The sequence below is a fragment of the Nocardioides deserti genome, from assembly GCF_014266025.1.
Lineage (GTDB): Bacteria > Actinomycetota > Actinomycetes > Propionibacteriales > Nocardioidaceae > Nocardioides > Nocardioides deserti.
Genome location: NZ_JACMYC010000016.1, coordinates 1 through 14,589, shown reverse-complemented (window position 1 = coordinate 14,589; position 14,589 = coordinate 1). Strand labels below are relative to the sequence as shown.

At 72.8% G+C, this 14,589-nt stretch carries 12 protein-coding genes and 1 pseudogene; 3 read left to right on the top strand and 10 right to left on the bottom strand.

All coding sequences use genetic code 11. The features are described from left to right. Window positions 1-48: 48 nt before the first annotated feature. Window positions 49-1,536: an ABC transporter substrate-binding protein gene (locus H7344_RS17470; RefSeq protein WP_186347279.1), complete on the top strand. Its 1,488-nt coding sequence runs from the start codon at window positions 49-51 to the stop codon at window positions 1,534-1,536. Here H7344_RS17470 and H7344_RS17465 read toward each other — a convergent pair. From H7344_RS17465 to ffh, 3 genes are read right to left on the bottom strand one after another with little or no spacing between them, the layout of a single operon-like run. Next, complete coding sequence (locus H7344_RS17465; RefSeq protein WP_186347278.1) at window positions 1,533-2,615, bottom strand: amidohydrolase family protein; 1,083 nt, start codon at window positions 2,613-2,615, stop codon at window positions 1,533-1,535. The genes H7344_RS17470 and H7344_RS17465 overlap by 4 nt on opposite strands. 22 nt (window positions 2,616-2,637) lie before the next feature. Continuing rightward, window positions 2,638-3,009 carry an NYN domain-containing protein gene (locus H7344_RS17460; RefSeq protein WP_186347277.1) on the bottom strand — a complete coding sequence of 124 codons (372 nt, stop codon included), beginning with the start codon at window positions 3,007-3,009 and terminating at the stop codon, window positions 2,638-2,640. After that, window positions 3,006-4,580, bottom strand: coding sequence for a signal recognition particle protein (gene ffh, locus H7344_RS17455; protein WP_186347276.1), 1,575 nt, complete (start codon window positions 4,578-4,580; stop codon window positions 3,006-3,008). Before ffh ends, H7344_RS17460 begins: the two co-directional genes overlap by 4 nt. A gap of 142 nt (window positions 4,581-4,722) precedes the next feature. Between ffh and H7344_RS17450 the strand changes: the two genes are divergently transcribed. After that, entirely contained in the window at window positions 4,723-6,927 is a 2,205-nt protein-coding gene (locus H7344_RS17450; RefSeq protein WP_186347275.1) for a carbon starvation CstA family protein, read from the top strand. Next, on the top strand, window positions 6,924-7,124 hold the full coding sequence (locus H7344_RS17445) for a YbdD/YjiX family protein (protein ID WP_186347274.1): 201 nt from the start codon (window positions 6,924-6,926) through the stop codon (window positions 7,122-7,124). Before H7344_RS17450 ends, H7344_RS17445 begins: the two co-directional genes overlap by 4 nt. Window positions 7,125-7,271: 147 nt before the next feature. On the opposite strand, the gene H7344_RS17440 is transcribed toward H7344_RS17445, so the two are convergent. From H7344_RS17440 to H7344_RS17410, 7 genes and pseudogenes are all read right to left on the bottom strand, one after another. Continuing rightward, window positions 7,272-9,485, bottom strand: a complete 2,214-nt coding sequence (locus H7344_RS17440; RefSeq protein WP_186347273.1) for a [protein-PII] uridylyltransferase — start codon at window positions 9,483-9,485, stop codon at window positions 7,272-7,274. 205 nt (window positions 9,486-9,690) lie between these two features. Beyond that, window positions 9,691-10,029, bottom strand: a complete 339-nt coding sequence (locus tag H7344_RS17435) for a P-II family nitrogen regulator (RefSeq protein WP_166190015.1) — start codon at window positions 10,027-10,029, stop codon at window positions 9,691-9,693. Continuing rightward, on the bottom strand, window positions 10,026-11,339 hold the full coding sequence (locus H7344_RS17430; RefSeq protein ID WP_229706861.1) for an ammonium transporter: 1,314 nt from the start codon (window positions 11,337-11,339) through the stop codon (window positions 10,026-10,028). The genes H7344_RS17435 and H7344_RS17430 overlap by 4 nt, the downstream gene beginning before the upstream one ends. A 240-nt stretch (window positions 11,340-11,579) precedes the next feature. Beyond that, the gene (ftsY, locus tag H7344_RS17425; RefSeq protein WP_186347272.1) at window positions 11,580-12,758 is read right to left on the bottom strand and encodes a signal recognition particle-docking protein FtsY; all 1,179 of its coding nucleotides are present in this window, start codon (window positions 12,756-12,758) and stop codon (window positions 11,580-11,582) included. 60 nt (window positions 12,759-12,818) lie between these two features. Further along, entirely contained in the window at window positions 12,819-13,013 is a 195-nt protein-coding gene (locus H7344_RS17420) for a hypothetical protein (protein WP_186347271.1), read from the bottom strand. Window positions 13,014-13,054: 41 nt separating this feature from the next. After that, the gene (locus H7344_RS17415) at window positions 13,055-13,498 is read right to left on the bottom strand and encodes an acyl-CoA thioesterase (RefSeq protein ID WP_186347270.1); all 444 of its coding nucleotides are present in this window, start codon (window positions 13,496-13,498) and stop codon (window positions 13,055-13,057) included. Next, a pseudogene (locus H7344_RS17410) lies at window positions 13,495-14,589 on the bottom strand (AAA family ATPase); the annotation flags it as partial. The pseudogene H7344_RS17410 and the gene H7344_RS17415, both read right to left, overlap by 4 nt.

Sequence of the window (14,589 nt, the reverse complement as noted above, 5' to 3'; positions counted from 1 at the left end):
ACACAGGTCACGTCCGGGTCTACCGTGCCGAAGGTGGCGAGACATGGGGTGACCACGGCAGGAGCACGGACGGCAGCGGCCGTGCTCGGGGCGGCGCTCGCGCTGACGCTGGCGGGCTGCGGCTCGCAGGTCGCACCGGACACGGTCGCCCGGGTGGCGAGCGCCGGGGCCCTCGTCCCGGGTGCGGCGCCGGACCTCGGCGGGAGCGACCCGGCGGTCGCCGACGGCGGCGACGACGCGGGCGGGACCGGCACCGGTGCGACGGCCGGCTCGGCTGGCGGCGTCGCCGGCGGCTCGACGACCGGGAGCACGGGCTCCGCCGGGCCCGGCAGCGCCGGTGGCTCGTCCGGAGGCTCGTCCGGGGGCGACGCTCCCCCGGCCGCCGACCCGGGCCAGCAGGGCAGCTGCGACGGCTTCGCCAACACCACCGGCGTGACCGACCAGACGATCACCCTCGCCAACGTCTCCGACATCTCCGGCCCGGTCCCGGGGGTGTTCCAGGCCGCCCAGGACGGCGCGCGCGCGTTCGCGGCGTACTTCAACGCCACCTCCGACATCTGCGGCCGCAAGCTCGACGTGCTCGCTCTCGACAGTCGCGCGGACTCCGCGGCCAACCAGGTCGCCTACACCAAGGCGTGCGACGAGGCGTTCGCGGCGATCGGCTCCATGTCGGTCTTCGACGACGGCGGGGCAGCGACCGCGGAGGAGTGCGGCCTGCCCGACCTGCACGCGCTCTCGGTCTCCCAGCAGGTCTTCGAGTGCTCCACCTGCTTCGGCACCGCGGCGGTGACCCCGACCCTGCAGCCGGCGGCGGTCCCTCAGTACCTGCGGAAGGCCTACGGCGCCGCCGCCGACAAGGTCGGCGTGCTCTACATCAACGTCGGCACCGTCCCGCTCGCCTCCAAACGGCTGGCCGAGGCGTGGAGGAAGGGCGGGCTCGGCGTCGACTACGTCCAGGCCATCGACGTGGCGGAGTTCAACTACGCCCCCTACGTCCAGGAGCTGAAGAACCGCGGCATCGAGCTGGTCACCTACGTCGGCCCCTACCAGCACACGATCCGCATGCAGCAGGCGATGCAGCAGCAGGGCTACGAGCCGAAGGCGTTCATCCAGGACCAGACCATCTACGACGACACCTACGTGCAGGAGGCGGGTGCGGCCGGCGAGGGCACGCTCGTCTACACGACGACCGCGCTGCTCGACGACCTGCGCAACGAGGAGGTCGCGCTCTACCGCTCCTGGCTCGAGCAGGTCCGGCCGGGCGCGGTCGCGACGATCTACGGCGCGTACGCGTGGTCGGCCACCCGGCTCTTCGTCGAGCAGGCCAACCGGCTCGGCGGGAGGCTTGCGCGCGCCTCGCTGGTCGCGGCGCTCCGCAAGGTGTCGGACTGGACGGGCAACGGACTGCACTCGCCGCAGCAGGTCGGGTCCAAGCGGAGCGGGGACTGTGTGCGGTTCATCCAGCTCGGCGGCGGCCGCTGGAAGCAGGTCTCCCCCGGCGACTACGTCTGCGGCGATCTGGTCAAGGTCTCCTAGGCCGGCGCCGCGCCGACGACCCGGCCGCGCAGCACGACGCAGACCGGCTCCCACAGCGCGGTCGGGTCCGCCACCGGGTCACGGTCGTAGACGACGAGGTCGGCGCTCGCGCCCTCCGCCAGCCCGTCGAACCCGAGCCAGTCGCGGCCCCGCCAGGAGGCGGCGGCCACGACGTCGGCGGCGGGCAGGCCGAGCTCGACCATCGCCTGGACCTCGCCGGCCAGCCAGCCGTGGCGCTGCGCGCCGCCGCCGTCGCTGCCGACGTACATCGGCACGCCGGCCTCGTGTGCCGACATCAGCACCTCGCGCCGACGGGCGAAGAGGTCCTCCATGGTCGCGGCGTACGCCGGGAACTTCTCGCGGCCCTGCTCGGCGAAGGTCGGGAACTTGGCCGTCTGCATCACCGTCGGCACCAGCGCCACCCCGCGGGCGGCCATCTGGTCGAGCTGGTCGAGCGAGAGGCCGGTGCCGTGCTCGATGCAGTCGATGCCGGCGTCGAGCAGCCCCTGGAGCACGTCGCGGCCGAAGCAGTGCGCGGTCACCTTCGCGCCCTCCGCCTGCGCGGCGGCGATCGCCTCGGCGAAGGCCTCCGCGGGGAACGACGGCGCGAGGTCGCCCGCGTCGCGGGATATCCAGTCGCCGACGACCTTCACCCAGCCGTCGCTGCCGCGGGCCTCCCGGGCGAGGTACGGCGCCAGGTCGGCCGGCTCGACCTCGTGCGCGTAGTTCCGGATGTACCGCTTCGTGCGGGCGACGTGCCGACCGGCCCGCACCAGCCGCGGCAGGTCCTCGCGCTGCTCGACCCAGCGCGTGTCGGCCGGCGACCCGCAGTCGCGCAGCAGCAGTGCGCCCGCGTCGCGGTCGGCCAGCGCCTGGGCCTCGATCTCGGACTCGTCGACGGCGCCGTGGTCCTCCAGCCCGAGGTGGTTGTGGGCGTCGACGAGCCCAGGCAGGATCCAGCCGCGCGCGACCGTGTCGGCCCCGGCCTGCGGCTCGTAGGTGACCGTCCCGTCCACGACGTACAGGTCGCGGCTCTGGCCGTCGGGCAGGACCGGTCCGGAGAACTTCAGCGCAGCCATGGCCCGACGCTAGCGGTCCCGGTCAGCCGGTCAGGTCCAGCAGCCACGACGGACCGACCGCCAGCGCGCCGACTCCCTGCACCCGCGCCTGCAGCATCCGGTCGGCCGTCACCACCGTGACCCGGCTGCCGCGCTGCACCGCGGCGCGAGCCTCCGCGACGATGGTCTCGTCGCCGACGCCCTTCGCGTGCACGGTCCGCACGTGCGCATCGCGCCCGGCCCGCACCCCACCCTTGGCCGCTCCCTCCAGCACGAGCACCACCTCGTCCTGCGGGACGTCGGCGACCAGCAGCCGCTCGTGCAGCCGCCGCGCCGCCCCCGCCCGGTCCTTCCACCACCCGTCCGGCCGACTCCCCACGACGTTGGCGCCGTCGACGACGAGCGTGGTGCTCACTTGAGGAACTTGCTGAAGTCCTTCGGCAGGTCCAGCGCGGCGGCAGCCTTCTCGTAGTCCACGTCCTCGCCGCCGGGCATCCCGAACGGGTTGGCCGGAGCCGCGGCCGCCTTCTCCTTTTCCGCGGCGGCCTGCTGGGCGGCCTTGGCGGGGTTGCCGGAGCGCTTGGCCCCCTTGCCCTTCTTCTGCTGCGGCTTGGCCTTGCCCTTCTTCGGGCCGCCGGCGCCAGGCATCCCAGGCATGCCCGGCATGCCGGGGAAACCGCCGCCGCGGGCCATCTGCATCATCATCTTCCGCGCCTCGAAGAAGCGGTCGACGAGCTGGTTGACGTCGGAGACCTGGCGGCCGGAGCCCTTGGCGATGCGGGCGCGGCGCGAGCCGTCGATGATCTTGGGGTTCGCCCGCTCGGCGGGGGTCATCGACTGGATGATCGCCTGGATCCGGTCGATCTCGCGCTCGTCGAAGTTCTCGAGCTGCTCGCGGAACTGGCCCATCCCGGGCAGCATCCCCATGATCTTCGACATCGAGCCGAGCTTGCGGACCTGCTGCATCTGCTCGAGGAAGTCGTCGAGGGTGAACTCGCCGCCCTGGCCGCTGAGCTTGGCGGCGGCCTTCATGGCCTGCTCGGAGTCGAAGGCCTTCTCGGCCTGCTCGATCAGGGTCATGACGTCGCCCATGTCGAGGATGCGCGAGGCCATGCGGTCGGGGTGGAAGAGGTCGAAGTCGGTCATCTTCTCGCCGTTGGAGGCGAACATGACCGGCTTGCCGGTGATGGAGGCGATGGACAGCGCCGCGCCACCGCGGGCGTCGCCGTCGAGCTTGGTGAGGACGACACCGTCGTACCCGACGCCGTCGAGGAAGGCCTGCGCGGTCGAGACCGCGTCCTGGCCGATCATCGCGTCAACGACGAAGAGCACCTCGTCGGGCGTGACGGCGTCGCGGATGTCGGACGCCTGCTGCATCAGCTCGGCGTCGACGCCGAGGCGGCCGGCGGTGTCGACGATGACGACGTCGTGCAGGCGGCGCTTGGCCTCCTCGATGGACGCGCGAGCGACGGAGACGGGGTCGCCGACGCCGTTGCCGGGCTCGGGGGCGAAGACGGGTACGCCGACCCGCTCGCCGTTGACCTCGAGCTGCCGGACGGCGTTGGGCCGCTGCAGGTCGCAGGCGACGAGCATCGGCGTCTTGCCCTGCTCCTTGAGCCAGAGCGCGAGCTTGGCGGCCAGCGTCGTCTTGCCGGCACCCTGGAGGCCGGCGAGCATGATGACCGTCGGGCCGGTCTTGGCGTACCGCAGCCGCCGGGTCTCCCCGCCGAGGATGGCGACGAGCTCCTCGTTGACGATCTTGACGATCTGCTGGGCGGGGTTCAGCGCCTGGCTGACCTCCTCGCCGCGGGCGCGCTCCTTGACGGCGGCCACGAACTCCTTGACGACCGGCAGCGCGACGTCCGCCTCGAGCAGGGCGATCCTGATCTCGCGGGCGGTGGCGTCGATGTCGGCCTCGGAGAGCCGGCCCTTGCCGCGGAGGTTCTTGAAGGTGTCGGCGAGCCGGTCGGAGAGGGTGGCGAACACGTGAATCCTGACGATCGGTGACGGGTACGACGGGTGGTCGGACTGCCAAATCGTAACCGGGCCACGTGGCTACCCACCGCCCGCTCGGCATGCGAAGGTGAGCCCGCAGGTGAGCGCAGCCACTCGGAACAGGAGCACCACCATGAGCACGACCACCGACGCCTCCCCGCAGCCGGCACAGCCGGCGGGCCCGCCGCCACGCCCCGGCGTACGTTCCCTGCTGATCTGGGGCGCGGTCGCGCTCGTCGGGGCGGTCTGCTGGGCGGTGCTCGCCCTCTCCCGCGGCGAGGACGTCTCGGCGCTGTGGATGTTGTTCGCGGCGCTGAGCTCCTATGCCATCGCCTACCGCTTCTACTCGCGGTTCATCGCGCGCCGGGTGCTCGAGGTCGACGACACCCGAGCCACGCCGGCGGAGCGGCTGGACAACGGCGTCGACTTCGAGGTGACCGACCGCCGGGTGCTCTTCGGCCACCACTTCGCCGCGATCGCCGGCGCCGGACCGCTCGTCGGGCCGGTCCTCGCCGCGCAGATGGGCTACCTGCCCGGCACGATCTGGATCATCGTCGGCGTCATCCTGGCCGGCGCCGTGCAGGACATGGTCGTCCTGTTCTTCTCGGTCCGCCGGGACGGCAAGAGCCTGGGCCAGATGGTCCGCGAGGAGATCGGCGTCGTGGGCGGCATCGCGGCGCTGATCGCGGTCTTCGCGATCATGATCATCATCCTGGCGGTGCTGGCGCTGGTGGTCGTCAACGCGCTCGCGGAGTCGCCGTGGGGCGTCTTCTCGATCGGGCTGACCATCCCGATCGCCCTGTTCATGGGCTTCTACCTGCGCTACCTGCGCCCCGGCCGGGTGCTCGAGGTGACCGCGATCGGCGTGGTCCTGCTGCTGCTCGCGATCGTCGCCGGCGGCTGGATCGACGGCTCGGCGCTCGCCGACGACCTCACGCTGTCGAAGGAGACGCTGACCCTCTGCCTGGTGGCGTACGGCTTCATCGCCTCGGTGCTGCCGGTGTGGATGCTGCTGACCCCGCGCGACTACCTCTCGACGTTCATGAAGGTCGGCGTGATCGCGCTGCTGGCCGTCGGCCTGGTCATCGCCGCGCCGACGATCCAAGCCGACGCCGTGACGTCGTTCGCCACCGACGGCGACGGTCCGGTCTTCGCCGGCAAGGTCTTCCCGTTCGTGTTCATCACGATCGCGTGCGGCGCGCTCTCCGGCTTCCACGCCCTGATCGCCTCGGGCACAACGCCGAAGCTGCTGGCCAAGGAGAGCCAGGTCCGGATGATCGGCTACGGCGGCATGCTGATGGAGTCCTTCGTGGCCATCAGCGCACTCATCGCGGCGGTCGTCATCGACCAGGGGCTCTACTACTCGATGAACGCGCCGGCCGGCGCCACCGGCGGCACGGTCGAGAGCGCCGCGGAGTTCGTGGCGAACCTCGGCTTCACGATCACCCCCGACCAGCTCGCGGCAGCGGCCGCCGCGGTCGAGGAGGAGTCGCTGATCTCCCGCACGGGCGGCGCGCCCACGCTGGCGTTCGGGCTCTCGCAGGTCTTCTCCGAGGCGTTCGGCGGCGGGCTCCAGGCGTTCTGGTACCACTTCGCGATCATGTTCGAGGCGCTGTTCATCCTCACCGCCGTCGACGCCGGCACCCGCGTCGGCCGGTTCATGCTCCAGGACACCGTCGGCAACGTCTGGAAGCGCTTCGGCGACACCTCGTGGACGGTCGGGACCTGGATCGCCAGCGCCGTCGTCGTCGGCGCCTGGGGCTCGATGCTGTACGTCGGCGTCACCGACCCGCTCGGCGGGATCAACCAGCTCTTCCCGCTGTTCGGCATCGCCAACCAGCTGCTGGCCGCCATCGCGCTGACCCTGTGCGTCACGCTCCTCATCAAGCACGACAAGCTGCGCTGGGCCTGGGTGCCGGGCATCCCGCTCGCCTGGGACCTCATCGTCACGATGACCGCGAGCTGGCAGAAGGTCTTCTCCGACAACCCGGCGATCGGCTACTTCGCCCAGGCCGACCGCTACCGCGAGGCGCGCGACGCGGGCGACGTGCTCGCCCCGGCCGCCGACGCCGGCCAGATGGACCAGGTCGTCTTCAACTCGACGCTCAACGGCGTGCTCCAGGCGGCGTTCGCGCTGCTCGTCATCGTGATCGTCGCGAACGCCGTCGTCATCTGGGTCCGCGCGGCCCGGGCCGGCGGGCTGCCGACCACCGAGGTGCCGCACACCCCCTCGCAGGTCGTCGCGCCCGCCGACTTCTTCGCCACCGCCGAGGAGAAGGAGGCGATGCGCGCCTGGGAGGAGTCCCGCGGCGCCGAGCCGGTCGGGGGCCGGCGATGAGCGCCGGGCCGGCGGTGCGGGTGCGCCGCGCCGTCGACGGCGTCCGGTGGTACCTCAAGGAGGTCACCGGCGAGTCCCGCTGGGAGGCCTACCTCGCCCGCTGCGGGCGCGACGGCGTCGAGCCGATGACGCGCCGGGAGTACGAGCGGCACCGCACCGACCTGCGCGAGCACAACCCCCAGTCGCGCTGCTGCTGAGCCGGTTCGAGTCTTCCGGGCCGGGACGACAATCGCGCAATTGCGCCGCTTCAGCGCCCCGGAGCCCGTGGGACGGTCCATTTCCGCGCAATTGAACGATCGTCGACGCCCGCGGACCGGGCCGCCGACCCGCGCCCTCCGCCCGACCTACTCCCCCGAGAGCGCGGCGCGGACGGCGTGGGCTGCCTCGGCAGCGCGGCTGTCGGGCAGCGGGCCGGCGTCGGCCTCCTGGACGTAGAACACGTCGACCGCCTGGGGGCCCAGGGTGTCGACGTGCGCCGAGCGGACGGCGACGCCGAGCCGGGCCAGCGCGGCGCAGACCAGGTGCACGACGCCGGGCCGGTCGGTGGCGCGCACCTCGAGCACGGTCGACTGCGCCGAGGCCTCGGGGCGTACGGCGACGGTCGGAGCCAGCACGTCGGGGTCGGCCGGTCGCAGGCGGGCGGTCGGGTCGACCGCGCCGGAGCGGACGGCGTCGTACCGCGTGCGGAGGACGGTCGGGTCGAGCCCCTGCGCGGCGACCTCGAAGACGGCGACGGCGTGCTGGTCCTGGGCCCAGGCACGGGCCGCGCGGACGGGCAGCCGCTGGAGCGCGAGCACTCCGGCCAGGTCGGCGAGCAGGCCCACCCGGTCGGGTGCCAGCACGGTGACCCTCGCCCCGTCGGCGAGCTCCTCGACCGCGAACGACACCTCGCCGCGGCGTACCTCCTCGGGCACCGGCACCTCCTCGGGCACCACCGGCGCCGGCGCGGAGCCGGTGTCCAGGGCCGTGCGCGTCCGCCGGGCCAGGTCGAGCACGAGCCCGGCCCGCCAGGAGGACCACGCCTTGGGCGAGGCGGCCTTCGCGTCGGCCTCGGTGAGCGCGGTCAGCAGCGAGAGCGCCTCGGCGGAGCCGACCCGGGAGGTGACCAGCTCGACGGTCGCGGGGTCGTCGGGGTCGCGGGTGGTGGCCGTCTCGGCGAGCAGCAGGTGCCAGCGCACGAGCGTGCCCACCAGCTCCACCGCCACGGCGTCGAAGCCCATCCGACGAGCGATGTCGCGGGCGATCGGCTCGCCGGCGACGCTGTGCTCGGTCAGGCTGCCCTTGCCGATGTCGTGCAGCAGCGCGGCGACCATCAGGACGTCGGGGCGCGCCACGGTCCGGATGAGCGCGGACGCCTCGACACAGGTCTCGACGACGTGGCGGTCGACGGTGAAGCGGTGGATGGCCGAGGCGTGCGGCAGCAGCCGGATCCGCTCCCACTCGGGCAGGACCGCACCGAGCGCTCCGGTCTCCTCGAGCGTGTCCCAGGTGTCGACGAGGCCGCGCCCGGAGGCGAGCAACCGCACCAGCAGCCGGCGCGCCTCCGCCGGCCAGGGGTCGGGCAGCGGGGCGCACTCGCGCGCCAGCCGCGCCGCCGTGGGCGGGGCCAGCACGACGTCGCGCTCCGCGGCCTCGGCGGCGGCGCGCAGGAGGAGCACGGGGTCCTCGGCCGGCCGGGCGCCACGGTCGAGCACGACCTCGTCGCCGGCCAGGGCGACGCCGGGGGCGATCGGGGTCAGTGCGGGTCGGCGGGCGCCGACAGCGGCCGGCCGGGCGAGGTAGTCGTCCACGCGGCGCCAGGTCAGCCGGGACAGGTGGGTGATCCGGCGGCCGAGCTCGCGCACGTGCACCTGGGCGGCGCGGGCGTCGCCGGTCTCCAGGCGGGTCGCCAGCTCCGCCCACATCTCGGGGGTGACCCGGTCGCTCGGCCGGCCGGCCACCTCCTGCACCAGGTCGCGGACGTCGAGCAGCGCGAGCCGCACCCGCTCCAGCTCGACATGGGGCACGTCGACCAGCCAGGTCGCCACCAGCGCGCGGAGCACGGTCGCGTCGCGCAGCCCGCCCTCGGCCTCCTTCAGGTCCGGGACGGACACGTGCGCGAGCTCGCCGACCAGGTCGTGCCGCGCCCGCACCAGCCGCTCGACCACCGGGAGCCGCTCGCGGGCGCCGCGGCGCCACTGCGCCAGCATCGTGGTCCGCAGCCGCAGCGACAGGCCGGGGTCGCCGGCGAGGTGGCGGACGTCGAGCGAGCCGAGGGCGACCTTCACGTCGGCCTCGGCCGCCGTCACCATCTCCGACAGCGCCCGCACCGAGTGGTCGACCTTCACGCCGGAGTCCCACAACGGGTACCACAACCGGTCGGCGACCTGGCCCGGGTCGACGCCCTCGTCGTGGATGAGGACGACGTCGAGGTCGGAGTGGGGCGCCAGCTCGGAGCGGCCGTAGCCACCGACGGCCACCAGCGCCATCCCGGTCTCGTGCCCGCCGGCGCCGTCGTAGGCCTTGAGGCAGAGCGCGTCGGCCTGCTCCGTGCGGGCGGCGCGTTCGGCGGCGGTCACGGCGTCCTGGGAAGGGTCGTCACGCTGCGGGCCGGCTCGGGGCGGGCCGGCTCAGGGCCTGGTCGACGTCGCACCGGGTCCGCGGTGGCCAGCTTCATGCGCTCCTCCTGTCGCGACGCTCCCCCGGTCGAGGAGGCGCGCCGATCATGCCCGACGAACGGCGACGGCCCGGCTCCCCCGCTGGGGGAGCCGGGCCGTCGATGGTTCACAGGGCGGCTTCGTCCTTGTCGCCGGTGCGGACCCGCACCACCGTCTCGACGGGGCTCACCCAGACCTTGCCGTCCCCGATCCGGCCGGTCTGCGCGGTCTTGACGACGATGCCGACGACGTCGTCGGCGTCACCGTCGTCGACCACGATCTCGATCCGGATCTTCGGCACGAGCGCGATGTCGTACTCCGCGCCGCGGTAGACCTCGGTGTGGCCCTTCTGCCGTCCGTACCCGCTGACCTCGCTGACCGTCATGCCGGTCACCCCGAAGGTCTCGAGCGCCTCGCGGACGTCCTCCCACTTGTGCGGCTTGATGACCGCGGTCACGAGCTTCACGCGCTGGCTCCTTCCGTGCTCTTGGTCGCTGCCGCGAGGACGCCGGACTTGCCGGCCCCGCCGCCGAAGCTGCTGGTGTGCAGGTCGTACGCCGACTCGCCGTGCGCCACGAGGTCGATGCCCTCGACCTCGTCGTCCTCGCTGATGCGCAGGCCCATCGTGTACTTGATGGCCAGGCCGATGATCGTGGTGAGGACACCGACGTAGACGATCGCGACGAGGACACCGAGGACCTGGTCGACCAGCGAGTCGACCCCACCACCGTAGAGGAGGCCGTCGATGCCGCCGGCGCCGTCGGCGGTCGAGAAGACCCCGATGAGGACGGTGCCGACGATGCCGCCGACCAGGTGGACGCCGACCACGTCGAGCGAGTCGTCGTACCCGAGCTTGTACTTCAGGCCGACGGCCCAGGCGCAGATCGCGCCGGCGACCAGGCCGATCGCCACGGCGCCCTCGATGTCGACCGCGCCGGCCGCCGGGGTGATGGCGACCAGGCCGGCGACGATGCCCGAGGCGGCACCGAGCGAGGTGGCCTTCTTGTGCAGCAGCCGCTCGACGACCAGCCAGCCGAGGATGGCGGCCATGGTGGCCAGGGTGGTGTTGGCGAAGGTGCGGCCGGTCTCGGAGAAGAACTGGGCCGTGTCAGCCGCCTCGCTCTCCCCGCCGAAGACGATCGAGCCGACGTTGAAGCCGTACCAGCCCATCCACAGCAGGCCGGCGCCGAGCATGGTCAGCGTCAGGTTGTGCGGACGCATCTTCTCCTTCGGGAAGCCGAGGCGCTTGCCGAGGAGAAGCACGAGCACGAGCGCCGCGATGCCGGCGTTGATGTGGACGGCCGTGCCGCCGGCGTAGTCCTGGGCACCGATGCGGCCGCAGATGAGCGAGTCGTCGGTGCAGGAGAAGACCATGTGGGCCATCGGGAAGTAGACGATGACCGCCCACAGCGGGACGAAGACGACCCAGGCGGAGAACTTCATCCGGCCCTCGACCGCGCCGCTGATCAGGGCCGCGGTGATGACGGCGAAGGTCATCTGGAACATCACGAAGACGTAGTCGGCGGTCTCGACGCCGTCGAGCCAGAACAGCTCGAACGGGTTGGCGAAGAACGTGCCGTCGCCGCTGAAGCCCATCGACCAGCCGATCGCGACGTAGATGATGCCGACGATCGCCGCGGCGACGAACGACATCATCATCATGTTCAGCACGGACTTCGACCGCGACATGCCGCCGTAGAACAGCGCCAGGGCGGGCACGGTCATCATCAGGACGAACGCTGTCGCCACCAGCATGAACGCGTAGTAGCCGTCCACGAAACCTCCAGTTGCTCTCGGGGAGGCGGCCCACGCGCGCTCGACGTCGCTGTCCGGTGTGGGTCCGCCCGTTGCCGAGAACACTCGGGGCGCCAGATTTCACCGCTCGCCGTCGGCTGTTGCGAGCAGGAAACGAGTCCTGGAGTTTTGTTGCGTCCCGGTTACGGACCGGGCGCGTCGCGTTTGGGCGCCCGGCCCCTCAGCCCGACAGGAGGACCAGCCCGGCAGGGAGGGTCAGCGTCAGCCCAGCAGCGCGTCGACGAACGCGCCGGCGTCGAACGGCGCCAGGTCGTCGGCGCCCTCGCCGAGGCCGACGAGCTTGACCGGTACGCCGAGCTCGCGCTGGACCGCGACGACGATGCCGCCCTTGGCCGAGCCGTCGAGCTTGGTCAGCACGATGCCGGTGACGTCGACGACCTCGCTGAACACGCGCGCCTGGATCATGCCGTTCTGGCCGGTGGTCGCGTCGAGGACCAGCAGCACCTCGGTGACCGGCGCCTGCTTCTCGATGACCCGCTTGACCTTGCCGAGCTCGTCCATGAGGCCGGCCTTGTTCTGCAGGCGGCCGGCGGTGTCGACGATGACGGTGTCGACCCCGCGGGTCACGCCCTCCTTGACGGCCTCGAACGCGACGCTCGCCGGGTCGGTGCCCTCCGGGCCGCGGACGACCTCGACGCCGACCCGCTCGCCCCACGTCGCGAGCTGCTCGACGGCGGCGGCGCGGAAGGTGTCCGCTGCGCCGAGCACGACGCTGTGGTCCTCGGCGACGAGGATGCGCGAGATCTTGCCGACGGTGGTGGTCTTGCCGGCGCCGTTGACGCCGACCACCAGGACGACGCCCGGCTGGCCGTCGGCCCCGCTGACCTGGAGGCGGCGGTCCATCGACGGGTCGACGAGCGCCAGCAGCTCCTCGCGCAGGACCGTGCGGGCGTCCGTGCCGGTGCCCCCCTCGACACGCATCCGGGTGCGCAGGCGCTCGACGAGCTCCTGGGTCGGCCCGACCCCGATGTCGGCGGTGAGCAGGGTGTCCTCGATCGACTCCCACGTGTCCTCGTCGAGCCGGTCGCGGCTCAGCAGCGCGAGCAGGCCGCGACCGAGCGCGCCCTGCGAGCCGGCCAGCCGCTGGCGCAGCCGCACCAGGCGGCTCGCCGTGCCCTCGGGGCGCTCGAGGGCCGGGGCCTCCTCGAGCAGCTCCTCGGGGACCTCGGTCTCCGGCTCGATCGTCGCCGGCGGCGAGCTGAGCTCGACCGGCGGCTCGTCCTCGGCCGCCTCGGCGGGCGGCTTGACGATGACGTCGGTGTGGGTGTTCGGCAGCGGCTTCGGGCCGCGGCGCCGACCAACGATGAGCCCGGTGACGGCCGCGACGAGGCCGAGGCCGACGAGCGCGACGACGAGGATCAAGATGGCGAGGGCGTCCATGCCGTCATCCAACCATCCGGGTCCGCGGCGCCCGAATAGCGCCGGGGACGGGCGAGTGGGTCAGCGGCCGCGGCCCGCCGGCACCTCGTCCTGCTCGCGGTCTAGCAACGGCGCGCGCTCCGCGACGCGGGTCATCGCCGCGCCGAGCCAGGGGGCCTGCGGCACCTGCTGACCACGGTGCGGGTAGGCGACGAAGGTCATCACGAGTCCCGCCACGACGAGGATGAGCACCATCACCAGGGAGATCGTCAGCACGTCACAGTGATACTCCTGTGACACAAGTGACGAGGCACCGGTCAGCGCAGGAGGGGCGTGACAGCGGCGCGGATCACGTCGGGCAGCGGCGTGACCGGCCGCGCGGGGTCGGTGTCGTCGACGTACACGTGCACGAACCGACCCTCGGCCGCTGCCTCCTCGGACTCCCCCTGGAACAGCCCGATCCGGTAGACGACCGAGGACGTGCCGACCTTGTCGCAGACCAGGCCGGCCTCGATCGGCGCCGGGAAGCCGAGCTCGCGGAAGTAGCGGCAGCCGGTCTCGGCCACGATCCCGATCTGCGGCAGCCTGCGGATGTCGAGCCCGGTCGCCTCGTAGAGGTGGGCGTTCACCGCGGTGTCGAACATCTCGTAGTACGTCGCGTTGTTGAGGTGGCCGTAGGCGTCGTCGTCGCGCCACCGGGTCGTGATGGTCCGCCAGGCGACGTAGTCGGCCCGCGTCGGCCGGGTGCGGTCGGCGCTCATGCCGGCTCCGGCTCTCGCAGCCGCTGGCTGATGACGGCCGAGACGCCGTCCCCCCGCATCGTCACGCCGTACAACGCGTCCCCGACCTCCATCGTCCGCTTCTGGTGGGTGATGACGAGCAGCTGCGAGCTCTCGCGCAGCTCCTCGTAGATCTCGAGCAGGCGCCCGAGGTTCGTGTCGTCCAGGGCGGCCTCGACCTCGTCGAGGATGTAGAACGGCGAGGGCCGGGCCTTGAACAGCGACACGAGGAAGCACACGGCCACCAGCGAGCGCTCGCCACCGGAGAGCAGCGAGAGCCGCTTGACCTTCTTGCCGGCCGGCCGGGCCTCGACCTCGATGCCGGTGGTCAGCATGTGATCGGGGTCGGTGAGCACGAGCCGCCCCTCGCCACCGGGGAAGAGCCGCGCGAAGGTCGCGTCGAAGGCGCGCTCGACGTCGGCGTACGCCTCGGTGAAGACCTGCTCGACGCGGGTGTCGACCTCCCGGACGATGTCGAGGAGGTCCTTGCGGGTCTTGCGCAGGTCCTCGAGCTGCTCGGTGAGGAACCGGTGCCGCTCCTCCATCGCGGAGAACTCCTCGAGCGCCAGCGGGTTCACCCGCCCGAGCATCGACAGCGCCCGCTCGGCCGCGCGCAGCCGCTTCTCCTGCTCGGCGCGGACGTACGGCACCGGCTCGGGCGCCGGGTCGTCCTCGGCGGCGTCCGGGGCCGGCGCGACCGGGACCGGCACGTCGGGGCCGTACTCCCCCACCAGCGCGTCCGGGGCCAGGCCGAGCTCCTCGACCGCGCGCTGCTCGAGCTGCTCGATGCGCATCGTCTGCTGCGCGCGGGCCAACTCGTCGCGGTGCGCGGAGCTGACCAGCTCGTCGTGCTCGCGGGCGAGGTCGCGCAGCCGGGTGCGCACCTCGCGCAGCTGCTCCTCGCGGCCGGCGCGGGCCTGCTCCACCGCGGTGCGCGCCTCGGCGGCCCGGGCCACCGAGGTCTCCAGCCGGGTGAGCACGTGCGCGACGGCGGTGCCGACCGCCTCGGCCGCGCGGCCCTCGCGCAGCAGCCGCTCGCGGCGCTCGGCGGCCTTGGCCCGTGCCTCGCGCTC